The 22,671-nt window shown below is 54.3% G+C and carries 40 protein-coding genes; all 40 read right to left on the bottom strand.

The window, feature by feature from the left end:
• Position 1: 1 nt before the first annotated feature.
• The 40 genes from AC6CHQ_RS12540 to rplD all read right to left on the bottom strand — a co-directional run bounded on the left by AC6CHQ_RS12540 (position 2) and on the right by rplD (position 22,669).
• Positions 2-982, bottom strand: a complete 981-nt coding sequence (locus tag AC6CHQ_RS12540) for an acrylyl-CoA reductase family protein (RefSeq protein ID WP_092052937.1) — start codon at positions 980-982, stop codon at positions 2-4.
• 516 nt (positions 983-1,498) lie between these two features.
• On the bottom strand, positions 1,499-1,687 hold the full coding sequence (locus AC6CHQ_RS12535) for a hypothetical protein (RefSeq protein ID WP_498081652.1): 189 nt from the start codon (positions 1,685-1,687) through the stop codon (positions 1,499-1,501).
• Positions 1,688-1,708: 21 nt separating this feature from the next.
• Complete coding sequence (locus tag AC6CHQ_RS12530) at positions 1,709-2,293, bottom strand: SCO family protein (protein WP_092052949.1); 585 nt, start codon at positions 2,291-2,293, stop codon at positions 1,709-1,711.
• Between the two features lie 11 nt (positions 2,294-2,304).
• Positions 2,305-2,766, bottom strand: a complete 462-nt coding sequence (locus tag AC6CHQ_RS12525) for a hypothetical protein (protein ID WP_498081651.1) — start codon at positions 2,764-2,766, stop codon at positions 2,305-2,307.
• A gap of 4 nt (positions 2,767-2,770) precedes the next feature.
• Positions 2,771-3,196, bottom strand: a complete 426-nt coding sequence (locus tag AC6CHQ_RS12520) for a hypothetical protein (protein WP_498081650.1) — start codon at positions 3,194-3,196, stop codon at positions 2,771-2,773.
• Positions 3,197-3,363: 167 nt separating this feature from the next.
• A complete protein-coding gene (locus AC6CHQ_RS12515; RefSeq protein WP_251238785.1) occupies positions 3,364-3,798 on the bottom strand; it encodes a DMT family transporter in 435 nt (144 codons plus the stop codon).
• Between the two features lie 121 nt (positions 3,799-3,919).
• On the bottom strand, positions 3,920-4,540 hold the full coding sequence (locus AC6CHQ_RS12510; RefSeq protein WP_498081649.1) for an NAD(P)-dependent oxidoreductase: 621 nt from the start codon (positions 4,538-4,540) through the stop codon (positions 3,920-3,922).
• 90 nt (positions 4,541-4,630) lie between these two features.
• The gene (gene rpsI / locus AC6CHQ_RS12505) at positions 4,631-5,023 is read right to left on the bottom strand and encodes a 30S ribosomal protein S9 (RefSeq protein WP_008298840.1); all 393 of its coding nucleotides are present in this window, start codon (positions 5,021-5,023) and stop codon (positions 4,631-4,633) included.
• Between the two features lie 18 nt (positions 5,024-5,041).
• On the bottom strand, positions 5,042-5,479 hold the full coding sequence (rplM, locus tag AC6CHQ_RS12500; RefSeq protein WP_063182467.1) for a 50S ribosomal protein L13: 438 nt from the start codon (positions 5,477-5,479) through the stop codon (positions 5,042-5,044).
• 176 nt (positions 5,480-5,655) lie between these two features.
• The gene (gene truA, locus AC6CHQ_RS12495) at positions 5,656-6,402 is read right to left on the bottom strand and encodes a tRNA pseudouridine(38-40) synthase TruA (RefSeq protein ID WP_498081648.1); all 747 of its coding nucleotides are present in this window, start codon (positions 6,400-6,402) and stop codon (positions 5,656-5,658) included.
• Between the two features lie 183 nt (positions 6,403-6,585).
• Positions 6,586-7,383, bottom strand: a complete 798-nt coding sequence (locus AC6CHQ_RS12490) for an energy-coupling factor transporter transmembrane component T family protein (protein ID WP_092052974.1) — start codon at positions 7,381-7,383, stop codon at positions 6,586-6,588.
• Complete coding sequence (locus AC6CHQ_RS12485) at positions 7,380-8,252, bottom strand: energy-coupling factor ABC transporter ATP-binding protein (RefSeq protein ID WP_498081647.1); 873 nt, start codon at positions 8,250-8,252, stop codon at positions 7,380-7,382. The genes AC6CHQ_RS12490 and AC6CHQ_RS12485 overlap by 4 nt, the downstream gene beginning before the upstream one ends.
• Positions 8,228-9,073 (bottom strand): energy-coupling factor ABC transporter ATP-binding protein, encoded by an 846-nt coding sequence (locus AC6CHQ_RS12480; RefSeq protein ID WP_092052982.1) that lies wholly within the window; start codon positions 9,071-9,073, stop codon positions 8,228-8,230. Before AC6CHQ_RS12480 ends, AC6CHQ_RS12485 begins: the two co-directional genes overlap by 25 nt.
• A 459-nt stretch (positions 9,074-9,532) precedes the next feature.
• Positions 9,533-9,913: a 50S ribosomal protein L17 gene (gene rplQ, locus AC6CHQ_RS12475; RefSeq protein WP_008298846.1), complete on the bottom strand. Its 381-nt coding sequence runs from the start codon at positions 9,911-9,913 to the stop codon at positions 9,533-9,535.
• Positions 9,914-9,959: 46 nt separating this feature from the next.
• The gene (locus AC6CHQ_RS12470; protein ID WP_498081646.1) at positions 9,960-10,901 is read right to left on the bottom strand and encodes a DNA-directed RNA polymerase subunit alpha; all 942 of its coding nucleotides are present in this window, start codon (positions 10,899-10,901) and stop codon (positions 9,960-9,962) included.
• Between the two features lie 132 nt (positions 10,902-11,033).
• On the bottom strand, positions 11,034-11,423 hold the full coding sequence (gene rpsK / locus AC6CHQ_RS12465) for a 30S ribosomal protein S11 (protein WP_008298848.1): 390 nt from the start codon (positions 11,421-11,423) through the stop codon (positions 11,034-11,036).
• Positions 11,424-11,448: 25 nt separating this feature from the next.
• Positions 11,449-11,814 (bottom strand): 30S ribosomal protein S13, encoded by a 366-nt coding sequence (gene rpsM, locus AC6CHQ_RS12460; RefSeq protein ID WP_063182479.1) that lies wholly within the window; start codon positions 11,812-11,814, stop codon positions 11,449-11,451.
• 23 nt (positions 11,815-11,837) lie between these two features.
• Positions 11,838-11,951 carry a 50S ribosomal protein L36 gene (gene rpmJ / locus AC6CHQ_RS12455; protein WP_076758849.1) on the bottom strand — a complete coding sequence of 38 codons (114 nt, stop codon included), beginning with the start codon at positions 11,949-11,951 and terminating at the stop codon, positions 11,838-11,840.
• A gap of 35 nt (positions 11,952-11,986) precedes the next feature.
• On the bottom strand, positions 11,987-12,205 hold the full coding sequence (infA, locus tag AC6CHQ_RS12450; RefSeq protein ID WP_008298852.1) for a translation initiation factor IF-1: 219 nt from the start codon (positions 12,203-12,205) through the stop codon (positions 11,987-11,989).
• Between the two features lie 299 nt (positions 12,206-12,504).
• Positions 12,505-13,152 carry an adenylate kinase gene (locus tag AC6CHQ_RS12445; RefSeq protein WP_092052989.1) on the bottom strand — a complete coding sequence of 216 codons (648 nt, stop codon included), beginning with the start codon at positions 13,150-13,152 and terminating at the stop codon, positions 12,505-12,507.
• A gap of 48 nt (positions 13,153-13,200) precedes the next feature.
• Entirely contained in the window at positions 13,201-14,496 is a 1,296-nt protein-coding gene (secY, locus tag AC6CHQ_RS12440; protein ID WP_092052994.1) for a preprotein translocase subunit SecY, read from the bottom strand.
• Positions 14,496-14,936, bottom strand: coding sequence for a 50S ribosomal protein L15 (gene rplO, locus AC6CHQ_RS12435; protein ID WP_092052999.1), 441 nt, complete (start codon positions 14,934-14,936; stop codon positions 14,496-14,498). The genes secY and rplO overlap by 1 nt, the downstream gene beginning before the upstream one ends.
• A 33-nt stretch (positions 14,937-14,969) precedes the next feature.
• Positions 14,970-15,149 (bottom strand): 50S ribosomal protein L30, encoded by a 180-nt coding sequence (gene rpmD, locus AC6CHQ_RS12430; protein WP_092053004.1) that lies wholly within the window; start codon positions 15,147-15,149, stop codon positions 14,970-14,972.
• Positions 15,150-15,162: 13 nt separating this feature from the next.
• Entirely contained in the window at positions 15,163-15,660 is a 498-nt protein-coding gene (gene rpsE / locus AC6CHQ_RS12425) for a 30S ribosomal protein S5 (RefSeq protein WP_092053009.1), read from the bottom strand.
• Positions 15,661-15,682: 22 nt separating this feature from the next.
• Positions 15,683-16,042, bottom strand: a complete 360-nt coding sequence (gene rplR / locus AC6CHQ_RS12420) for a 50S ribosomal protein L18 (RefSeq protein ID WP_092053013.1) — start codon at positions 16,040-16,042, stop codon at positions 15,683-15,685.
• Positions 16,043-16,073: 31 nt separating this feature from the next.
• Entirely contained in the window at positions 16,074-16,613 is a 540-nt protein-coding gene (gene rplF, locus AC6CHQ_RS12415) for a 50S ribosomal protein L6 (protein ID WP_092053015.1), read from the bottom strand.
• A gap of 30 nt (positions 16,614-16,643) precedes the next feature.
• The gene (gene rpsH, locus AC6CHQ_RS12410) at positions 16,644-17,042 is read right to left on the bottom strand and encodes a 30S ribosomal protein S8 (RefSeq protein WP_092053020.1); all 399 of its coding nucleotides are present in this window, start codon (positions 17,040-17,042) and stop codon (positions 16,644-16,646) included.
• Between the two features lie 30 nt (positions 17,043-17,072).
• A complete protein-coding gene (locus AC6CHQ_RS12405; RefSeq protein ID WP_076758835.1) occupies positions 17,073-17,258 on the bottom strand; it encodes a type Z 30S ribosomal protein S14 in 186 nt (61 codons plus the stop codon).
• Between the two features lie 19 nt (positions 17,259-17,277).
• Positions 17,278-17,817 carry a 50S ribosomal protein L5 gene (gene rplE, locus AC6CHQ_RS12400; RefSeq protein WP_092053025.1) on the bottom strand — a complete coding sequence of 180 codons (540 nt, stop codon included), beginning with the start codon at positions 17,815-17,817 and terminating at the stop codon, positions 17,278-17,280.
• 27 nt (positions 17,818-17,844) lie between these two features.
• Positions 17,845-18,180, bottom strand: coding sequence for a 50S ribosomal protein L24 (rplX, locus tag AC6CHQ_RS12395; RefSeq protein WP_092053028.1), 336 nt, complete (start codon positions 18,178-18,180; stop codon positions 17,845-17,847).
• Positions 18,181-18,216: 36 nt separating this feature from the next.
• A complete protein-coding gene (gene rplN / locus AC6CHQ_RS12390; protein ID WP_092053032.1) occupies positions 18,217-18,585 on the bottom strand; it encodes a 50S ribosomal protein L14 in 369 nt (122 codons plus the stop codon).
• Between the two features lie 31 nt (positions 18,586-18,616).
• Positions 18,617-18,880, bottom strand: coding sequence for a 30S ribosomal protein S17 (gene rpsQ, locus AC6CHQ_RS12385; protein ID WP_251238790.1), 264 nt, complete (start codon positions 18,878-18,880; stop codon positions 18,617-18,619).
• An 18-nt stretch (positions 18,881-18,898) separates the two neighbouring features.
• On the bottom strand, positions 18,899-19,099 hold the full coding sequence (rpmC, locus tag AC6CHQ_RS12380) for a 50S ribosomal protein L29 (protein WP_063182504.1): 201 nt from the start codon (positions 19,097-19,099) through the stop codon (positions 18,899-18,901).
• A complete protein-coding gene (rplP, locus tag AC6CHQ_RS12375) occupies positions 19,089-19,523 on the bottom strand; it encodes a 50S ribosomal protein L16 (protein WP_092053041.1) in 435 nt (144 codons plus the stop codon). Before rplP ends, rpmC begins: the two co-directional genes overlap by 11 nt.
• A 2-nt stretch (positions 19,524-19,525) precedes the next feature.
• Complete coding sequence (rpsC, locus tag AC6CHQ_RS12370; RefSeq protein ID WP_092053046.1) at positions 19,526-20,182, bottom strand: 30S ribosomal protein S3; 657 nt, start codon at positions 20,180-20,182, stop codon at positions 19,526-19,528.
• Between the two features lie 3 nt (positions 20,183-20,185).
• The gene (rplV, locus tag AC6CHQ_RS12365; RefSeq protein ID WP_092053050.1) at positions 20,186-20,530 is read right to left on the bottom strand and encodes a 50S ribosomal protein L22; all 345 of its coding nucleotides are present in this window, start codon (positions 20,528-20,530) and stop codon (positions 20,186-20,188) included.
• Between the two features lie 19 nt (positions 20,531-20,549).
• Positions 20,550-20,828 carry a 30S ribosomal protein S19 gene (gene rpsS, locus AC6CHQ_RS12360; RefSeq protein ID WP_092053054.1) on the bottom strand — a complete coding sequence of 93 codons (279 nt, stop codon included), beginning with the start codon at positions 20,826-20,828 and terminating at the stop codon, positions 20,550-20,552.
• A gap of 60 nt (positions 20,829-20,888) precedes the next feature.
• Positions 20,889-21,719 carry a 50S ribosomal protein L2 gene (rplB, locus tag AC6CHQ_RS12355; protein ID WP_092053058.1) on the bottom strand — a complete coding sequence of 277 codons (831 nt, stop codon included), beginning with the start codon at positions 21,717-21,719 and terminating at the stop codon, positions 20,889-20,891.
• A gap of 42 nt (positions 21,720-21,761) precedes the next feature.
• Positions 21,762-22,046, bottom strand: coding sequence for a 50S ribosomal protein L23 (rplW, locus tag AC6CHQ_RS12350; protein ID WP_063182516.1), 285 nt, complete (start codon positions 22,044-22,046; stop codon positions 21,762-21,764).
• Positions 22,046-22,669, bottom strand: a complete 624-nt coding sequence (gene rplD, locus AC6CHQ_RS12345) for a 50S ribosomal protein L4 (protein ID WP_251238791.1) — start codon at positions 22,667-22,669, stop codon at positions 22,046-22,048. The genes rplW and rplD overlap by 1 nt, the downstream gene beginning before the upstream one ends.
• Positions 22,670-22,671: the final 2 nt, after the last annotated feature.

Below are 22,671 nucleotides of genomic sequence, written 5' to 3'. Positions count from 1 at the left end.
ATTACAGTTTCACAAGTGTCCGGCCTCGCACCTTCCCCTGCAGGATGGCCCCGAGCACTTCCGGCAGCTGCTCCAGGGACACTTCATTGACCAGGTCGCCGTCCAGCACCGTCGGCTTATAATCAGTGCTCAGCCGCTCCCACGCCTCGAGGCGACGTTCCATCGGGCATTGCACGGAGTCGATCCCTAGCCAGTTGATGTTTCTCGAGATAAACGGCAGGACTGTCGTCTGGACTTCGATACCGCCTGTCAGGCCAGAAGTCGCGACCGAACCGCCATACTTCAGCGTACTGAGGATGTACTGGAGCGTCTTCCCGCCGACGGGGTCGACCGCTCCTGCCCACTGTTCTTCCCTGACCGGTGTCCCGTCTTCATCAGCCACGTCATTGCGGCGGATGACCCGGCTTGCCCCGAGTTCTTTCAGATACGCTTCCTCGTCATGTTTGCCCGTGCTGGCCGTCACCTCATAGCCCCGATTGGCCAGAATGTTCACGGCGACGCTGCCGACGCCGCCCGTGGCACCGGCGACCAGGACCGGGCCTTTGTCAGGCGCGAGCCCGTTCTCTTCCAGCCGAAGGACGGACAAGGCCGCGGTAAAGCCGGCCGTACCGAGAACCATGGACTCCCGCATCGTCAGTCCTTCCGGAAGCGGCACGACCCAATCCGCCGGTACGCGCGCCACTTCGCTGAATCCGCCAAAATGCCCGGTCCCGAGCGCGTAGCTGGTCACGATGACCTCATCTCCAGCCTTATAGCGTCCGTCCGCCGACTCCATCACCGTCCCCGCCAGATCGATTCCGGGCACCATCGGATAGGATCCGACCATTCTCTTCTTCAGGGCAACCAGGCCATCCTTGAAGTTCACACTCGAGTAGGCTACCCGGATTGTAACCTCCCCTTCCGGCAGATCTTCCATGGTCAGCTGCGTGATCTCCGGCTGAGACTGCTCGTCCTTCACTACCATCGCTTTGAATGTACTCATGTCCCCATCCGTCCTTTCTTTCCGGCTATGAGCCTGTATTCACTAGAAGCATAGCCATAAGATCCTGCTCATGCAAATACCCGGTCTTACCGGAAATCCATGAAGACGATCGAAAATCCGAGGTACAGTATCACAAATACCAAAGAATTATATTTCATAGTTGTTAAGACCACGCGGAGCAAAAAATTGTTCATATGATGAAGTGACTGAAGTTGCTGCAATTTTGGTCCCCCGACAAGATTTTAGAAAGGAGGACTTTAGATGAGCACGTTCCCTGGTTCCGACGGGTCTAATAAATCTGGTCAAGCTGGCAGATGTCGCAAGGACTGCAAGTGCAATAGCGGATGCACTTGTAATTCCGGATGCAAGTGCAAATGCAGGTGTGGGTGCAAGTGTAAATGCAGCTGTAGCTGCTCGTGCAAGTGCGAGTGCAAGTGCAAATGCAGCTGCTCGTGCGGATGCAACAGCGGATGCAAGTGCAACGCCGATTACGAATCCTGATTTGTGACAATGACTTCAGATCTTGTTTACATGGACTGCATATGGATTGGGGCTCATTGATCTAAATAAAGCTGCATCGAACAGATATTCTTTCGATGCAGCTATTTTTATTGGGATACCGGTCCATATGGAGTGTTTCCAAAAAGCAAAAAGGAGCCAGCCGGACGGCGAAAGCCCCTTTTCCATCTTTTCTTCACGATTCAATTTCGAGCCTTCTCCTGCCGGCTATTTGATCAGCGTTTCGATATGCTCAGCAATCTGCTCCACGTTGACTGCTGCCTGCCCCGTATTCATATCATGAACGGCCCGGATCTGATTCTCATCATCCAAGACATACATGGTCGTCCCATGAACAATCTGGCCGTCTCGGTCTTTCTGGAAAACCATTTTAAACTGGTTCGTGACCTCTTCCGTCTGCTCAACAGTTCCCCGGAGGAACAGCCAATTCCCCGATGTAATGTCAAACTGGTTCTTGTATTGTTTGATCCTGTCCACTGTATCCACTTCGGGGTCCAAGGTGATGAGAATGACATGATAGTCATTTTCCGGAACGTCTTTACCCTCCAATGTTTCCTGAAGGCTCAGCAAGTCAATCACTGTCATTGGGCAAACGTCCGGACACTGGGTGTAATAAAACGCCACGAGTTTGGGTTTGCCGGAGGAAAAGGCATCCGTATCACCCGTTATCGAAGGCAATTGCGGATCATCGATGGCAGCCAATTTGGGAAGCTCCACAGTCCGGGGCCAAAAAAGGCAGATCGCTGCAAATCCGAGAAGAACGATCATGGCAATGAATGAAATTCTTTTCAAATGGTTCACCCTCAAGCTTTTATGGAATTTAAAACGAGGCCCACGACAACTGTGAGCAACAAAGTGGCGAATCCGCACAGCTGATACATATTCAGCAGAAGCTGGGTGTGGTCGGAGATCGGAATGCTGCAGATTTGCGGGTTTTTCAGCACTTCGCCGATCATGATGCCCATCGAGATGCCGACCAGCCCATTGTATAGACCGGCCAGGAGCAAGTGGTAGTTGAACAGACCTCCAAAAAGAGTCCCGACTGCTGCTCCAAGCAGTAGATTAACAAGAAAAACCAGGGAGAGGCCCGCGGACAACAACACGGTTACATGCATGCCCAGTATGAGTGTGACTCCCAATGTCGCTGTGCTTGCGATGGTGGCTGCATGTCTGCCATCAAACAGATGCTTACTACTGCGCAACCGAAAATAACAGAAACAAGCAGCCGCCACATTCCAGATCAGAAGTCCAACAATGCCGAGCATGTTCTCACCCTCCCGATCTCTTGACCGCAGCGAACAGGACAGCGAGGATCAGGAAAACAAACAATTCAAGAATGACCGTAAAATGATAGGGGTCTGTTACAATGGCTCCCAGCATGGGCGCCATCATCCCCATCATCATGCCGTTGATCAGCCCGGTCAGCATCGACTGGCAGTCGAAGAGCGCCCCGAACAATGCGCCGGCACCCATCCCTCCCAAGGCAGACACCATCGTGATGGCCGTGAAGTGGAAGGGATATTGCAAGATCAGAAAAACCCCCGTTGACAGGGCGACCAGGCCGCCCAAAGCCATGGCAATATTCATGGCCAGCGGAAAAGCGATCAATTTCCGGTGATGGTGCACATAGCCATACAGCAGTGCAAACAGCACCAGATTTGTATATAGAATCAAAACAAATGAAAGCCCGTGCATCCAACCACCTCCCGACAGGATATGCGGGCTTAGCGGTTGTCGGGCCGGCCTCTGTCCGGTTCAAGTCCGGGAGTTCTGGAAATGATTTATGCAAGGTTCAAAGCGTTAATTGCCAAAACGCAAAACAACCCTCTCTGCAGTTTAGAGAGGGCGGTTCCGGAGAAGGTTTACTTCTGGTTGAACAAGTAAAGCGACACAAACAGCAGCACAATCGCGATCAGCTTTTTGGCATCGATCGGGAAGCGTTCTCCTCCGAACAGCCCGAAATGGTCGATCACCGCGCCCATGATCATCTGTCCGGCAATAATTCCGGCCAGAGCCGCCGCCACACCAATTTTCGGCACGGAAAAGACCAGAATGAGCACGTAAACCGCACCCATGAGCCCTCCAAGCAACTGCCATTTCGGAACCGATGCCACGGCCAGCAAGTTGCCGTTCCCAAAAAAGATAACGGCAAAGAACAGCGCGAGCGTGCCGATCAGAAACGAAATGAAAGACGCTTCGATTACTCCGACGTTTCTGCCCAGGTTCCCATTGACCTGGCTCTGTATGGCGACGGCGATGCCGCCGATCAATGCGAGTAATGGAAAAAGCAACTTCATTCAACATACTCCCCTTGCGATCAAGTCGTCTCTAAGTCTTTTGAATAGTGTATCAGAACAGCCAGAAAAAAAGCCTCTCCCTGTCATGTAAGGAGAGGGGCTGGATGCTTTGGCTTCTGCATCAATAAGCAATTCCCACGCGCTTTTTAATGTACTCGCCGCTTTCAATCTGGCCATATGCGAATTCCGCCGTATCCGGCACTGAGATTTTGCTGCCGCCTTCCGGCAGGAAATCTGTTTCTGTCCGGTAGTTGCCCAATCGTTCGCCGTCCGGCAAATACGTCGGACAGACGATGGTCCAGTCGAGATTGGATTCTCTGAGCAAATTGTAGACTTTCTCATGTTCTTCGGCAGCACGGGTAGTTTTGCGCTTGGATTCGCTTGATTGGTAGCGCAATACATCCGGGGTAACCCGGCTCTGCAGGATTCCGGCAGTCCCGATTGTAATGATCCGCCGGATGCCTTCTGTTTCCATGGCCTTGATGATCAGCGGCATGCTTTCCGAGAGCGTGGTGCCTCCGTCCGTATTGAGGGCACTGACCACAACGTCGGCTCCATGCATGGCGCGTTTAATCGCATCTTGGTTTAATGCATCACCCTGGATGACCGTCAGATGTTCGTCTTCTATCTGAAGCTTCTCCGGATTGCGAACAAGAACGCTGACCCGATGTCCGTCCTGAAGCGCCTGCCTGACGATGCGGCTGCCAACACGCCCCGTCCCACCCATTATTAAGATGTTCAAGAATGAACCTCCTCCAGCTTCTCTTATCATCATAAGCATAACAAAAAAGCCCCCAACCATAACGGTTGAGAGCCTTTGTGATGTTGAAAATTAGCGCTTCGAGAACTGAGGTGCACGACGTGCGCCTTTGAGACCGTACTTCTTACGTTCCTTCATACGTGGGTCACGTGTGAGGAGACCTGCGGATTTGAGCGCAGGACGGAAGTCTGGGTCTACCTGAAGCAGGGCACGGGCAACGCCGTGGCGGATTGCGCCGGCTTGTCCAGTGTAGCCGCCGCCGTTAACGTTAACGAGAACGTCGTAGCTGCCGAGAGTTTCAGTCGCTACAAGCGGTTGCTTGATGACTTCACGGAGTGTTTCGAATGGGATGTAATCTTCTGCGTCACGGCCGTTGATTACGACTTTACCTTCGCCGGGTACGAGGCGTACGCGGGCAACGGAAGTCTTGCGGCGGCCAGTGCCGATGTATTGAACTTGTGCCAAAGTGTTTCCTCCTCTTAATTACCCGCGAAGTTCGTAAACTTCCGGTTGTTGTGCTGCGTGTGGATGCTCAGCGCCTGCATAGACATGCAGTTTGCGGTACATCTGACGGCCGAGCGGTCCTTTTGGAAGCATGCCCTTGATGGACGTTTCGAGAAGCTTTGTAGGGTACTTCTCGCGCATTTCGCCTGCTGTACGCTGACGGATGCCGCCCGGGTGGCCTGTGTGACGGTAGTAGATCTTGTCCTGGAGTTTGTTACCAGTCATTTCGATCTTTTCTGCATTAATAATGATGACGTGGTCGCCTGTGTCCACGTTCGGAGTGTACGTTGGTTTATGCTTGCCGCGCAGGATTGCTGCGACTTCGGACGATAGACGGCCGAGCGTCTTGCCCTCTGCGTCGACAACGAGCCACTTGCGCTCGACTTCTTGGGCTTTCGCCATGTACGTTGTACGCATTTGTTAGTCCTCCTAAATTTCACTCAATCAAAGTTCCGAGTTCCGATTCTCTATCCCTAACACAAAGAAACCTTACCGGGGCATTCTTAGTGGGGTTATCGAATTACCGCTTATCATCATACCGTGAATTGGCAATGAAGTCAACCGTTTTTGTGTGTACGCCAGGAAAAGTTGTTTCATCCCCCGTAGCGCACGTTTTCGAGGTACAAACCCTGTGCCTGCGCGGTTTTCCCCGCTTGGGACCGGTCCTTCGCGGCGAGGATACCCGGGATGTCTTCCGGATCCAGTTCGCCCTTGCCGCACATCCAGAGGGTGCCGGCGATGATCCGGACCATGTTGTACAGGAAGCCGCTCCCGCTGATGACCATATGGAGCTCCTCGCCTTGCCGCTCGAACCGGATCGATTCAATGGTGCGGACCTTGTCCTCCACATCCGTCTTAGCCGAGCAGAAGCTCGTGAAGTCGTGCGTGCCGATCAGATGGCGTGCGCCCGCTTCCATCCTGGCCACATCCGGTGTCACCCCGAGTGACGGCGTCGTGAAATACCGACGGAACGGACTGATGACATCGGACAGGTGCCAAATGTACCGATAGGTCTTGCCCGTTGCCGAAAAACGCGCGTGGAAACCGTCGGGTACTGTCTCCGCGGAAAGAATGCGGATCGCCCCGGGCAGCCGGGTATTGAGCGCCATCGCCCAGCGGTTATCCGGTATGCCGAGAGGTGTATCAAAGTGGACGACCTGCCCGCTTGCATGCACGCCGGCATCGGTGCGGCCGGACGCATGCACACGGACCGCCGTCCCCTTATGGATCACGGAGAGTGCCTGCTCCAGCTCGCCCTGCACCGTGCGCCCCTTCGGCTGGATCTGATAGCCCTCGAAGCCGCTCCCGTCATAGGCGATGATCAGTTTGATGCGTGGCATGGAAATCTCTCCTTTTGGGTGTTGGGGCCAGTTCCTGGCGTGTAAGTCCGAAACGGAACGGCTAAGTCCGATTTTGCAGCTGTAAGTCCGATATTGGTGCGCCAAGTCCGATTACGAAGCGGTAAGTCCGATATCGGCCAACTAAGTCCGAACCCGGTCCGATAAGTCCGAAATCCCGCCGCCCTAGCCCCTCAGGAACCAGAGGGCCACAATGACAGCGAGCAAGATCAGAAGTGCCGTCGTATCCCGCCAGTCCCACTTTAGCTGGCGGTAGCGTGTCCTTCCTTCTCCCCCGCGGTAACCGCGGACTTCCATCGCTACGGCCAGGTCCTCGGCGCGCTTGAAGGCGCTGACGAAAAGCGGGACGAGGAGCGGGACAACCGCCTGGATGCGTTCTTTCATCGTGCCCGACGAGATGTCGGAGCCCCGTGCCAGCTGGGCCTTCAGGATTTTGTCAGTCTCGTCCATCAGGGTCGGAATAAAACGGAGCGAGATCGACATCATAAGCGCAAGCTCGTGGACCGGGAATTTCACTTTCTTCAGCGGGTTCAGAAGCACCTCAAGCCCGTCCGTGATCGAGATCGGTGATGTCGTGAGCGTGAGCAGCGACGTCATGAGCACGAGCACGAGGAAACGGACCGAGATGTAAATCCCCTGCCGCAACCCTTCTTCATAGATCTTCAGGAAGCCGAGCTCGAACAGCAGGTCGCCTTCCTTCGTGAAGAAGATATGGAGGAGGAACGTGAAGGCGATCAGGAACATGACCGGCTTCAGCCCACCGATGAGGAAACCGATGCGCACCTTGGATGCGAAGATCGACATTAATGTAAAAGCCAGCAGGAGCGCGTAGCTCACGGTGCTGTTCGCAAGGAACACCGCCGCGATGAAGATGAAGACAAAGATCAGCTTCGAACGCGGGTCGAGCCGGTGGACGAACGAATCACCCGGGATGTAGCGGCCGAACACCATTTTCTCCATCATGATGCGCCGCCCCCTTTCCCGAGATCCGCCGCGAGATAGGCCGCAAGCTGCTCTTCAGTCAGTGCCGGAGGGCCCGCCGGCAGGCCTGCACCTTCCTCGTATAGCCGCTGGAAGCTCACGGTGCGCGGGACGCCGAGGCGCCACCCCAGGAGCCGATCCGAATCCGAGAATACTTCTTCCGGCGGTCCCTGCAGGACGTCCGTGCCGTCATGCATGACGATCATATGATCTGCATAGCGCGCTGCATCTTCCATGCTGTGGGTGACGAGGATCGTCGTCAGATTCTGCTGTCCATGGAGCTCATAGAACAAGTCCATGATCTCCTTGCGGCCAGCGGGATCCAGCCCGGCGGTCGGCTCGTCCAGGACGAGCACATCAGGTTCCATGGCCAGTACCCCGGCAATCGCCACTCGCCGCATCTGGCCGCCCGACAGATCGAACGGAGACTTTTCCGCCGTTCCCTCGGGAAGACCGACGCGCTCCAGCCATCTGAGCGCGCGTGCCTTTGCCTCTTCTTCCTCAACACCGAAGTTCAGCGGGCCGAACATGACATCCTTCAGCACATTCTCCTCGAACAGCTGATGCTCGGGAAACTGGAAGACGATGCCGACTTTGCGTCGGATCGGCTTCAGCTGCTTGCCTTTCGTATCCTTGGTGACTTGGGTCTCTCCGATTCGGACAACTCCGGACGTAGGCTTCAGAAGACCGTTCAGATGCTGAAGAAGCGTCGACTTGCCGGAGCCCGTATGGCCGATGATGGCCGTATACGAACTCGAAGGGATACGGACGTTCACATCGTGGAGTGCCTGCTTCTGGAACGGCGTGCCCGCCGCATATGTGTAGCCTACCTGTTCGAGCGCAATGTCCATAACTGCTCCACCAACTTCCGTTCCGTCATCGTTCCGGGTTCTGTTCCGATGCCCTGCTCCCCGAGAAGTGCGGACAGCCTCATGGCGAACGGCAGATCGAGCCCGAGCGCAGTCAGCGACTCTCCTTTGAGAAAGACTTCCTGCGGCGTTCCTTCCGCGAACTTGCGGCCGCCGTTCATGACCACCACCCGGTCAGCCAATAGCGCTTCCTCGAGGTCATGGGTGATCGAAATAACGGACAGTCCCGTCTTTTCCCTCAACTCCAGGATGACCCGGATCACTTCTTCCCGTCCCTGGGGATCGAGCATCGAAGTCGCTTCGTCCAGAATCAGCAGCCTCGGCCTGAGGGCCAGTGCACCCGCAATGGCCACGCGCTGCTTCTGGCCGCCCGACAGGTGCTGCGGCTCGTGGTCAAGGAACGTATCCATCTTGACCTGCCTGAGCGCATCGCGCACGCGGAGTGTCATCTCCTCGAATGGGATGCCGTTGTTTTCCAGGGCGAAAGCGACATCATCCTGCACGGTCGCTCCGACAAACTGGTTGTCCGGGTTCTGGAACACCATGCCCATCTGCGAACGCTTTTCCCAAAGGTTGTCCTCTGTGAGCGTGTCGCCGAACAGGCCCACAGTCCCCTCCTGAGGGAAAAGGAGTCCGATCATGAGCCGCGCAAGCGTCGATTTGCCGGAACCGTTATGCCCGACGACGGCAATCCACTCGCCCGCCTGCATATCGAACGAAACGCCGTCGACCGCATGGCGGCCGTCCGCATCGTCCGGTGTATAGGTAAAACGGACGTCCTGAAGGGACAGGATCCGTTCCATAGTCATTCCTCCTCTGCTTCACTCAACTCTGCTGTCTATTGTAACGGAATCCGGTGGCCGTGTCGTCCGGGCCCGGAGCCGGAAGAGTGTGTGAACATCTTACTCCGGTATAGCAACGTTTCACTCCGGTATGTTAGCGTCTCACTCCGGTATAGCAACGTTTCACTCCAGTATGTCAACGTCTCAACGCCTACCCCACTCCGATGCCTTCCCGTTTCCGTCCGTATGTAAAAAAAAAGCGCGCACCCCAACTGGTGACTGCGCTTTTGTCGTATGGCATGACCCGGCGGCTGCTCACACCTCCGGGACCATGATGGGGTGCGGAGAGCTAGACGGGACGCAAGCATTGGCTCCGCCCATCGTAACGCTCAGCTTTTTCATTTGCCGTATAAATCATTATAGAAAGAAAAGGGTGCCGTCCATACTCAGGTAACCGCACACCCTTTTCGTTAACGCAAATTAAACGAGTTCGATGATGACGACCGGTGCGCCGTCTCCGCGGCGAGGGCCGACTTTCATGATGCGGGTGTAGCCGCCCTGACGCTCAGCGTAGCGAGGTGCCACATCGTCGAACAGTTTCTGCAGTGCATAGACCGTTTGCTCATTGCCTTCTTCGTCAGTCGTCGTAACGAGTTCGCGACGGATGAATTCGGCAGCCTGACGGCGTGCATGGAGATCACCGCGTTTTCCGAGAGTGATCATTTTCTCAACGACGGAACGGAGCTCTTTCGCACGCGTTTCAGTCGTCTGCAGGCGTTCGTTGATGATGAGATCGGTTGCGAGGTCACGAAGCATCGCCTTACGCTGGGAGCTTGTACGACCTAACTTTCTGTAGCCCATCGAGTTTCCCTCCTTTTGGGTAAATTGGATGGTCCGCTATGGACGATTATTCTTCCGTACGCAGGCCGAGTCCGAGGTCTGTCAGCTTCGCCTTGACCTCTTCGAGGGACTTGCGGCCCAGGTTGCGCACTTTCATCATTTCATCTTCGGATTTGTTCGCGAGCTCAAGCACCGTGTTGATGCCGGCGCGCTTCAGGCAGTTGTAAGATCGGACGCTCAGGTCGAGTTCCTCGATAGTCATCTCGAGAACCTTTTCCTTCTGGTCTTCTTCTTTCTCCACCATGATCTCAACGGAATGTGCTTCATCCGTGAGGCCTACGAAGATGTTGAGGTGCTCGGTCAGGATCCTGGATCCGAGCGAGATTGCCTCTTGCGGCCCGATGCTGCCATCGGTCCAGACGTCGAGGGTCAATTTATCGTAATCGGATGATTGTCCGACACGTGTGTTTTCCACCTGGAAATTGACGCGGGAGACTGGGGTGTAAATGGAGTCGATCGGGATCACGCCGATTGGCAGGTCTTCACGCTTGTTTTTGTCGGCCGGTACATAACCGCGCCCGCGCTGTGCATACATGCGCATGCGGAGGTGGCCGTTCTTGCCGACAGTCGCAATGTGGAGATCCGGGTTGAGGATTTCAACGTCGCTGTCATGCGTGATATCCGCAGCCGTTACTTTGTTCTCGCCCTTTACATCGATTTCGATGACCTTCTCGTCGTCCGAGTAGATTTTCAGGGCCAGTTTCTTCACGTTCAGGATGATCGAAGCGACATCCTCGACCACACCGTCCACCGTCGAAAACTCGTGGAGGACTCCGTCGATCTGAATGGATGTTACAGCGGCACCCGGCAGAGAAGAAAGAAGAATGCGCCGCAGGGAATTCCCCAAGGTGGTTCCGTAGCCCCGCTCAAGCGGCTCCACGATGAACTTTCCATAGGTGCTCTCCACAGTCTGTACAGCTTCAATCCTCGGTTTTTCTATTTCGATCATTCAAATTCACCCTCCCTCAAAACGTCCATGAATGGCAGTTCCTATTGGAAATCGATATACAAGACAACTATTGCACTCTCACAAACCAGTTTATCCGTAAATCGTGTTTCTCAATCAATGGACGGACAGCCATTATACACGGCGGCGTTTTGGAGGACGGCAACCGTTGTGAGGAACTGGAGTTACGTCGCGGATCGCAGTGACTTCAAGACCTGCAGCCTGCAGTGCGCGGATAGCCGCTTCACGGCCTGCACCAGGACCTTTAACCGTCACTTCGAGAGTCTTCATGCCGTGCTCCATCGATGTGCGTGCAGCTGTTTCTGCAGCCATCTGGGCAGCGAACGGAGTGGACTTACGGGAGCCCTTGAAACCAAGTGCACCTGCGCTCGACCAGGATACAGCGTTACCTTGTGTGTCCGTGATCGTGACGATTGTGTTGTTGAAAGTGGAACGGATGTGTGCGATGCCGGACTCAATATTCTTTTTGACGCGGCGTTTACGCGTTTGTTGTCTACGTGCCATAGTGGGAAGTTACCTCCTTTGCAGATTATTTCTTCTTGTTAGCGACTGTCTTACGCGGGCCCTTACGGGTACGTGCGTTGTTCTTCGTGTGCTGACCGCGTACTGGAAGGCCACGGCGGTGGCGGATTCCACGGTTGCTGCCGATTTCCATCAGACGCTTGATGTTGAGGTTCGTTTCACGGCGAAGGTCACCTTCAACTTTCAGGCTGTCGATTTGTTCACGGATCTTGTCGAGTTCAGCGTCAGTGAGGTCGCGTACGCGAGTCTCTTCTGAAACGCCTGCATCGGCGAGAACCTTTTGGGAAGTCGTTTTACCGATTCCGAAGATGTAAGTGAGAGCGATGACTACGCGCTTCTCGCGCGGTACGTCTACACCAGCAATACGTGCCATATATTCGTGCACCTCCTTAGGGTTTAGCCTTGGCGTTGTTTATGTTTCGGGTTTTCACAGATTACCATGACCCGACCGCGACGGCGGATGACTTTGCACTTTTCGCAGATCGGCTTAACAGATGGTCTTACTTTCATCGCATAGAACCTCCTTATCGTCCGGAGTGCTTAGATCATTTGTAACGGTATGTGATACGGCCACGGGTCAGATCGTAGGGGGAAAGTTCCACTGTCACACGGTCACCCGGCAGAATCCGGATATAGTGCATCCGCATTTTTCCGGAAACGTGCGCAAGGATCGTATGGCCGTTTTCGAGTTCCACTTGGAAATTGGCTCCTGGCAGAGTCTCGACGACCTTGCCTTCCACTTCAATTAAATCATCTTTCGCCATCCATCATCATCCCTTCATGTTAGAATCAGGTCTCTCTTCGTCCCGCTGCGCCCTACCTTCAAACATATGAACGGTCTGCATGAGAGATGTCCGAAAGACTACCAACGGTTTCCGCTTCCCTATCCGATAAAACGGAAAGATCCACGGTCCCCATTATACCTTGTTCCGGACTGCATTGCATGACCGAAGTCCCGCCATGCCTGCATTTCCGCGCCATGCCTGCCGATCGCAGCGGCCGGCGGGCATGGTCTGCCGTCACATGCCATAAAACAGGATCGTCTCGCCTCCCCGGCACGGGCTCAGTTGCCCCGGAGCAGCCGGTCGATGTCCTTGAATACAACCTCGATGTCCTGCTGCCCGTCGATGTGGGTCAGAACGCCTTTGTCGCCGTAGTAGGCGAGGAGCGGTTCACTCTGTTTCATATTCACTTCCAGGCGGTTGTTGACGGTCTCCGGGTTGTCATCGGCGCGCTGGTAGAGCTCCCCGCCATCCTTGTCACAGACGCCATCCTGTTTGGGAGGGTTGAAGACAAGGTGGTAGGAAGATCCGCATTCTTTGCAGATGCGGCGGCCGGTCAGCCGTTTGACGAGTTCGTCATGCTCCACCCGGATGTTGATGACATGGTCGATCTTGCGGCCAAGCCCGGACATGATCTCATCCAGTGCTTCCGCCTGGGCAACAGTGCGCGGGAAGCCGTCCAGAAGGACGCCTTGCTCGCAGTCCTGTTTAGACAGGCGTTCACGGACGATGCCGACGGTCACTTCATCAGGGACGAGCGCCCCTTCATCCATGAACTGCTTGGCCTTGAGACCGAGCTCCGTACCTTCTTGGATAGCGGAACGGAACATGTCGCCTGTAGAGATATGAGGGATTTCGTACTTCTCGACAATCCTGTCCGCCTGGGTGCCTTTGCCGGCACCCGGCAGGCCCATCAATACGATGTTCATACGTCGTGCCCTCCTACAGTGTTTTCGCGGCCGGAACCGGCCGCGGAATCATTTCATAAAGCCTTTGTAGTGCCGCTTGACGAGCTGGGATTCCAGCTGCTTCATCGTCTGGAGCGCGACCCCTGCAACGATCAGGAGGCTGGTGCCGCCGATCTGCACGGACTGCGGGAGTCCTGCCAGGCTGATAAAGAAGATAGGCAGGATCGAGATGACCGCAAGGAAGATGGCTCCGACGAAGGTCAGGCGGTTTAGGACACGGGTCAGATAGTTCTGGGTGTCCTGCCCCGGACGGATGCCCGGGATGTAGGCGCCCTGCTTTTTCAGATTGTCCGACACATTCTCAGGGTTGACCTGGATGAACGCGTAGAAATACGTGAAGGCAATGATGAGCGCTACATAAATGATCATCCCCACAGGCTTCGTATAATCGAAGATCTCGATGATCGCCGCTGTCCAGCGGTTTTGGCCGAAGAACGAAGCGAGCGACTGAGGGGTTATGATGAACGCGACTGCGAAGATTACGGGAATGACGCCCGCCGCGTTTACTTTCAATGGCAAGTGGGTCTGCTGGCCAGCCTGCTGGCTGCCGCGGCCCGTGACACGCTTGGCATACTGCACCGGAATTTTCCGGAGAGCCTCCTGGACATATACGACGCCGACCGTGATGGCGACAACCGCAAGAGCAAGGAGAACCAGAACGAGGATATTCAGGAACAGCTGGTCCCCTGCATCCTGGATCTGCTGCGCATAGATCTGATTCACCGCATTCGGAATCGCCGCAACGATACCTGCAAAGATGATGATCGAGATCCCGTTCCCTACGCCGTTCTCGGTGATTTGTTCACCGAGCCAGAGAAGGAACGCCGTGCCTGCTGTCAGGACGACTGCAATGACGAGGTAAGTCGCAATGCTGTCATTCTGGATCAGCGTGCCGCCGTACATGCGGTTAAAGCCGTACGACATGGCGATCGACTGGATAAATGCCAGGACGATCGTGAAGTATCTGGTGAACTGGGCCAGTTTCCTCCGGCCGACCTCGCCCTGCTTCGCCCATTCGGCGAATTTCGGGACGACATCCATCTGAAGGAGCTGGACGATGATCGAAGCCGTGATGTACGGCATGATCCCCATCGCCAGAATGGAGAAGTTCGCGAGCGCGCCGCCCCCGAACGTGTTCAGAAAGCCGATCAGGCTGAATTGATCGGCTGCCTGGAGTGCTGACGCGTCAACATTCGGCACCGGGATAAAGGTCCCGAGCCTGAAGACGATGAGCAGCGCCAGCGTAAATAGGATTTTTTTCCGGATATCCCGGACGCGCATAAAGTTCGAGATGGTCTCAAACATCAGATCACCTCGACGGAGCCGCCTGCGTTCTCGATGGCCTCTTTAGCGGAAGCAGAGAATTTGTGAGCCTGTACAGTGAGCTTTTTCTCAAGCTGACCGTTGCCGAGGATCTTGATGCCGGATTTTTCCTTGCTCACGATGCCTGTTTCGAGCAGGAGCGCAGGAGTAACTTCTGTGCCTTCCTCGAAGCGGTTAAGCGTTTCGAGGTTCACGATGGCATATTCCTTGCGGTTGATGTTCGTGAAGCCACGCTTAGGCAGGCTTTGGAAGAGCGGCATCTGGCCACCCTCGAAGCCGAGGCGTACACCGCCGCCGGAACGCGAGTTTTGACCGTTTGCACCGCGGCCGGATGTTTTACCGTTGCCGGAACCAGGTCCGCGGCCTACGCGATTGCGTTCTTTGCGGGATCCTTTTGCAGGTTTCAGTTCATGCAGTTTCATTTGACTGGCACCTCCTTATGATTTGATGAATGATTAGTTTTCTTTAACTTCGACGAGGTGGCCGACTTTGTTCAGCATGCCGCGGATTGCAGCATTGTCTTCGTGTTCGACCGTTTGGTTCGTCTTGCGCAGACCGAGAGCTTCAACCGTTTTGCGTTGATCCGGTTTCGTCCCGATCACGCTCTTCTTAAGGGTAATTTCGAGCTTAGCCATTAGTTTTCCCCCCTCAGCCCAGCAATTCTTCTACAGATTTGCCACGGAGTTTTGCGACATCCTCAGCACGCTTGAGTTCCTGAAGACCAGTCATCGTAGCACGGATGACGTTGATCGGCGTGTTGGATCCCAGGGATTTCGAAAGGATGTCCGTGATGCCTGCGAGCTCAAGTACCGCACGGACAGGGCCGCCTGCGATAACACCGGTACCAGGAGCAGCAGGTTTGATGAAGACGGAGCCAGCACCGAAACGGCCTGTCACTTCGTGAGGAATTGTGCCGTTCACCATAGGAACTGTGACCAGTTTCTTCTTGGCATCCTCGACTGCTTTGCGGATCGCATCCGGAACTTCTTGTGCTTTACCAGTACCAAAACCGACACGGCCGTTCTTATCGCCGACGACGACAAGTGCCGTGAAGCGGAAACGGCGTCCGCCTTTTACGACTTTCGCTACGCGGTTGATCGTTACTACGCGTTCTTCGAACTCACTTTTCACTTCATTGCGACGCATGTGTATGGGTCCCTCCTTTTAATTAGAATTCAAGTCCGTTTTCACGGGCTGCATCTGCCAGAGCCTTAATGCGGCCGTGGTAGAGGTAACCCCCACGGTCGAAGACGACAGATTTTACGTTCTTTTCAACAGCTGCTTTGGCGATTGTTTCGCCGATTTTCACTGCTGCTTCAGTGTTCGAAGTGGAACCTTCGAAACCTTTGTCCATTGTGGACGCACTTGCGACTGTCACACCGTTTGCATCATCGATCAGTTGAGCATAGATATGCTTGTTCGACCGGAAGACGTTCAGGCGCGGACGCTCGGCAGTACCACTGATCTTGGAACGCACACGTGCATGGCGCTTTTTGCGGACCTGGTTCTTGTCCTGTTTCGTAATCATCGTGGTCACTCCTTTCGATGCCTATGCGGCATTATTTACCTGTCTTACCTTCTTTGCGGCGGACTTTCTCGCCTTCGTAGCGGATCCCTTTGCCTTTGTACGGCTCAGGCGGGCGTACGGCGCGGATGTTGGATGCGAGCGCACCGACGTGCTCTTTGTTGTAACCGCGGACAGTGATCTTCGTGTTCGAAGGAACTTCGACTTCCACGCCTTCTTCAGGAGTGAATTCGACCGGGTGGGAGTAACCGACGTTCAGGACGAGTTTGTTGCCCTGTTTTTGCGCACGGTAACCGACACCGACGAGCTCGAGGGACTTTTCGAAGCCTTTCGAGACGCCTTCGACCATGTTGTTCAGGAGCGAACGGGTCGTTCCGTGGATCGCGCGGTGTTCTTTGTTGTCGGACGGGCGTGTCAGGGTGATGACGTTGCCGTCCTGATTGATCGTGATTTCACTGCTCAGTTTGCGAGTGAGTTCGCCTTTCGGGCCTTTGACTGTGACCGTGTTGTCATCCGCAAGGGTGACTGTCACGTTTTCAGGCACTTCGATCAGCTTATTGCCAATACGGGACATGTGTGTGCACCTCCATTCGTTTGTAGCGGATTACCAGACGTATGCGACGACTTCGCCGCCAACTTTTTTCGCACGTGCTTCTTTGTCTGTTACGACACCGTGAGAAGTCGAGACGAGGGCGATGCCCAGACCGTTCAGGACTTTCGGGATTTCATTTGTCTTCGCGTAGACGCGGAGACCCGGCTTCGAAATACGCTTCAGGCCCGTGATAACACGTTCGTTGTCCTGGCCGTATTTGAGGAAGATCCGGATGATCCCCTGCTTATCATCTTCGATGTATTCAACGTCGCGGACAAATCCTTCGCGTTTCAGGATTTCGGCGATCTCTTTTTTCATGTTGGAAGCAGGAACTTCCAGCTTTTCATGGCGTACCATGTTAGCGTTACGGATACGCGTAAGCATATCTGCGATCGGATCACTCATAGTCATTGTGTTGTACCTCCTTCCCAGGTATAGGGATTACCAGCTGGCCTTCTTGACGCCAGGCAGTTGCCCTTTGTATGCAAGTTCACGGAAACAAATACGGCAAAGCTTAAATTTACGGTACACGGAGTGAGGACGTCCGCAACGCTCGCAGCGTGTGTATTCCTGCACTTTGTGTTTCGGTGTGCGCTTTTGTTTCGCGATCATCGATTTCTTAGCCACAATTTCGCCTCCCTTTCGTTTACTTTTGGAATGGCATGCCGAGCTGCGTCAGGAGCTCACGGGCTTCTTCGTCCGTGTTAGCAGTCGTGACGATGACGATGTCCATGCCACGGACTTTGGATACTTTATCGTAATCGATTTCCGGGAAGATCAGCTGTTCTTTAACGCCGAGCGTGTAGTTGCCGCGGCCGTCGAACGCGTTCTTCGATACACCGCGGAAGTCGCGGACACGCGGAAGTGCGATCGAAACCAGCTTGTCGAGGAAATCATACATGCGCTCGCCACGGAGCGTTACTTTCGTACCGATCGGCATTCCTTCACGGAGGCGGAAGCCGGCGATGGATTTCTTCGCTTTTGTGACGACCGGTTTTTGGCCGGAGATGATTTCGAGGTCTTCCACAGCGGAGTCGAGGGACTTGCTGTTCTGCACAGCGTCGCCGACACCCATGTTGATGACGATCTTTTCAACTTTCGGCACTTGCATAACCGAGCTGTATTCAAACTTGCTCATGAGAGCAGGTGTGATGTCTGTTTTAAATTTCTCTTTTAGGCGGTTCATCAGGAGTACCTCCTTCCTCTATGTCGCTTATTTCTTGTATGGGTCAGCAATGATCTCGCCGGATTTCTTGGAAACGCGGACTGTGACCATCTTGCCTTTTTCTTCTACTTCTTTGTAGCCGATACGAGTCGGTTCGCCCGATTTCGGATCAAGCAGCATTACGTTGGAAACGTGGATTGGGGCTTCTTTGCTCACGATGCCGCCCTGTGGGCTTTCCTGGTTCGGCTTCGTGTGCTTCTTGATGATGTTGACGCCTTCCACGATCACACGGTCTTTCTTAGGGAATGCAGCAAGGATGACGCCGGTTTTCCCTTTGTCTTTTCCTGTGATCACCTGGACTTTATCACCTTTTTTAACGTGCATTCTCTTGCACCTCCTTGGTTGGCACTACCCTATGGATTAAAGTACTTCCGGAGCGAGGGAAATGATTTTCATGAAGTTGTTGTCGCGCAGCTCACGTGCGACAGGTCCGAAGATCCGCGTACCGCGCGGGCCTTTGTCATCACGGATGATGACGCATGCGTTCTCGTCGAACTTGATGTACGTACCGTCTTTGCGGCGGACACCGCTCTTCGTGCGGACGACAACCGCCTTGACGACGTCACCCTTCTTAACAACGCCACCTGGTGTTGCTTTCTTGACGGTGCAGACGACGATGTCGCCGATATTCGCAGTCTTACGGCCGGAACCGCCGAGCACTTTGATCGTGAGGACTTCACGTGCGCCGGAGTTGTCAGCGACTTTCATACGACTCTCTTGTTGGATCATCGAGGGTACCTCCTCTCAAGTTAAATTCCGATCAGATGATAATCGCTTTTTCAACGACCTCTACAAGGCGGAAACGCTTCGTAGCGGAAAGCGGGCGAGTTTCCATGATGCGGACGACGTCGCCTGTTTTTGCAACATTGTTTTCATCATGTGCTTTATATTTCTTCGAGTATTTTACACGTTTGCCGATGACGGGGTGCTTCTTGTAAGTCTCGACAACAACCGTGATCGTCTTGTCCATTTTGTCGGAAACGACGCGGCCTGTGTAAACTTTGCGTTGGTTACGCTCAGACATGCTTGCAGCCTCCTTTTATCAGTTGTTGGCGCTGAGTTCGCGTTGGCGAATGACTGTCTTCATGCGCGCGATCGACTTGCGCACCTCACGAATGCGAGCTGTGTTCTCGAGTTGGCCGGTAGCAAGCTGGAAACGCAGGTTGAAGAGCTCTTCTTTCAGCGACTTCACTTTTTGTTCGATTTCAGCAGTGGTCAATTCACGGATATCATTAGCCTTCATTCGATTCACCACCAATTTCTTCGCGTTTTACAAACTTGCTCTTAACCGGCAGTTTGTGCGATGCGAGACGCAACGCTTCACGGGCAACCTCTTCGGAGACGCCTGCGATTTCAAACATAACACGGCCTGGCTTCACGACAGCCACCCATCCTTCAACGGCACCTTTACCGGAACCCATCCGGACTTCAAGAGGCTTTTTCGTATATGGCTTATGAGGGAAGATCTTGATCCAGACCTTACCGCCACGCTTCATGTAACGGGTCATGGCGATACGGGCAGATTCGATCTGACGGTTGGTGATCCAGCCGGCTTCAATAGCCTGGAGGCCATACTCACCGAAATTAACTGTGCCGCCGCCTTTTGTTTCTCCGCGCATTTTGCCGCGGTGTACACGACGGTGTTTCACACGTTTAGGCATCAACATGATCAGTTGCCTCCTTCCTCGGATTTCTTCTTCTCAGGAAGGACTTCACCGCGGTAGATCCATACTTTTACGCCGAGTTTGCCGTATGTTGTATCAGCTTCCGCGTGAGCGTAGCCAATGTCGGCACGGAGTGTATGGAGCGGTACAGTACCTTCGCTGTAGTGTTCAGCACGGGCGATGTCGGCGCCGCCGAGGCGTCCCGATACCATTGTGCGGATCCCTTTAGCGCCTGCACGCATTGTGCGCTGGATCGCTTGCTTTTGTGCGCGGCGGAACGATGCACGCTGTTCAAGCTGGCGGGCGATGTTTTCTGCGACGAGTTTCGCATCAAGATCTGCACGCTTCACTTCAACGATGTTGATGTGCACACGCTTGCCGGAAATTGCGTTGAGTTCTTTGCGGAGCGCTTCAACTTCAGAACCGCCCTTCCCGATCACCATGCCGGGCTTTGCTGTATGGATCGTAATGTTCACACGGTTCGCAGCACGCTCGATCTCGACCTGAGACAGGGAAGCGTCTTTCAGGCGTCCGTCGATGTACTCGCGAATCTTGAGGTCTTCATGAAGAAGAGTTGCATAGTCTTTTTCTGCATACCATTTCGACTCCCAGTCACGGATGACTCCGAGTCGCATACCGTTTGGATGTACTTTTTGACCCACGAATTATCCCTCCTTTTTCTCGGATACCACTAGTGTGATGTGGCTAGTGCGTTTGAGTATTGAAGTAGCACGGCCTTGCGCACGAGGGCGGAAACGCTTGAGCGTCGGGCCTTCGTCTACGAAGACTTCACTTACGACGAGGTTGTTTACATCCAGGTCGTAGTTGTGTTCTGCATTGGCAATCGCGGATTTCAAGACTTTCTCGACAACCGGCGATGCCGCTTTAGGTGTGTGTCGCAGGATTGCGACCGCTTCGCCCACTTGCTTGCCCCGGATCAGGTCGACGACCAAACGGACTTTGCGAGGAGCAATCCGGATTGTACGGGCTACGGCTTTAGCTTGTTGCATCAGGAGTACCTCCTCTCAATTAGCGTTTCGTTTTCTTATCGTCGGCTCCATGACCGCGGTAAGTGCGTGTAGGTGCGAATTCACCCAGTTTATGGCCAACCATGTCTTCCGTTACGTAGACCGGTACGTGTTTGCGTCCGTCATAGACTGCAATCGTGTTGCCGATGAAGTTAGGGAAGATTGTAGAGCGGCGGGACCATGTTTTAATGACCTGCTTTTTCTCGTTAGCGTTCTGTGTTTCGACCTTTTTCATGAGATGATCATCCACAAAAGGTCCTTTTTTCAAGCTGCGACCCATTTTGGTACCTCCCTCCGTGATTGCCCGGCGGCCCACCCCGTGAACCGCTGAGAAACCACATTATTTTTTGCGGCGACGAATGATGTAGTCGTCCGATTTGTTTTTCTTCTTGCGGGTTTTGAGACCAAGTGCCGGCTTGCCCCATGGTGTAACCGGTGCTTTACGGCCGATTGGTGTACGACCTTCACCACCACCGTGCGGGTGATCGTTCGGGTTCATGACGGAACCGCGTACTGTCGGGCGCTTGCCCATCCAGCGGGAACGTCCTGCTTTACCGATGTTGATCAGTTCGTGCTGCTCGTTGCCGACTTGGCCGATTGTCGCGCGGCATGTGCCGAGGATCATGCGGACTTCGCCGGATTGGAGACGGACGATGACGTACTTGTCTTCTTTACCGAGGACCTGAGCGGATGTACCCGCGGAACGGACAAGCTGTCCGCCTTTGCCAGGCTTCAGTTCGATGTTGTGGATTGTCGCACCCATCGGAATGTTCTGGAGTGGAAGTGCGTTCCCCACTTTGATGTCTGCTTCAGGACCGGACATGATTTCCATGCCGACCTTGAGGCCTTTAGGCGCGAGGATGTAACGCTTTTCCCCGTCCACATAGTTGATCAATGCGATGTTTGCAGAACGGTTCGGATCGTATTCGATCGTAGCAACGCGTCCTGGAATGCCATCTTTCCGGCGTTGGAAGTCGATGACACGGTATTGGCGCTTGTGGCCGCCACCTTGATGGCGGACTGTTGTACGGCCTTGATTGTTACGGCCGCCCTTGCGGTGTTTAGGCGCGAGGAGCGATTTTTCCGGCTTGTCAGTTGTGATCTCTGCGAAGTCGGAAGCCGTCATGTTGCGTCGGCCGTTGGAAGTCGGTTTGTACTTCTTGATCGCCATTGTTTTCCCTCCTCATTGTTTTATGGGTCCGAAGCGTAAAACTTACGCTTCGAAGAGTTCGATGTCTTTAGAATCAGCCGTCAGTTTGACGATGGCTTTGCGGCGTTTGTTCGTGTATCCGCCGAAACGGCCCATACGCTTGAACTTGCCTTTGACGTTCATGATGTTGACCTTCTCAACTTTGACACCGAAGACTTCTTCGACGGCCTGTTTGACCTGTGTCTTGTTGGCGCGGACGTCAACGTCGAATGTGTACTTTTTGTCTTCCATAGCCTGTGCGGAACGCTCGGTAATGACCGGACGCTTCAATACATCACGTGCATCCATTAACCAAGCACCTCCTCTACTTTTTCGACCGCGGATTTAGTCATGACGAGCTTGTCATGGCCAACCAGGTCGAGGACGTTGATGCCGTTTGCGGAGACGACTGTGACGCCCGGGATGTTGCGTGCGGACAGTGCCACGTTTTCATCGAGCTCTGCAGTGACGAACAATGCTTTCTTGTCGACGGAAAGATCTTTCAGGACCTGAATGAATGCTTTCGTCTTAGGTGCGTCGAAAGTAAGTGCGTCGAGTACGACGAGGCTTTCTTCGCGAACTTTCGCAGAAAGTGCCGAACGGAGTGCCAGACGGCGGACTTTCCTAGGAAGCTTGTAGCTGTAGCTGCGTGGGACCGGACCGAATACGGTACCGCCTCCGCGCCATTGCGGGGAACGGGTGGAGCCTTGACGCGCACGGCCTGTGCCTTTTTGGCGCCATGGCTTGCGGCCTCCGCCTGCTACTTCTCCGCGCTGCTTCGTTTTGTGGTTACCCTGGCGCAGCGATGCGCGCTGGGAGATGATCGCTTCAAAAAGAACAGCTTCGTTCGGCTCGATTCCGAATACGGATTCGTTCAGTTCAACTTCGCCGACGGAAGCGCCTGTTTGATTAAGTACGGATACTTTTGGCATTG

This window comes from Bhargavaea sp. GQ12 (genome assembly GCF_059758705.1).
The sequence above is the reverse complement of the archived record's forward strand: the minus strand, read 5'-3'. Positions and strand labels throughout refer to the sequence as shown.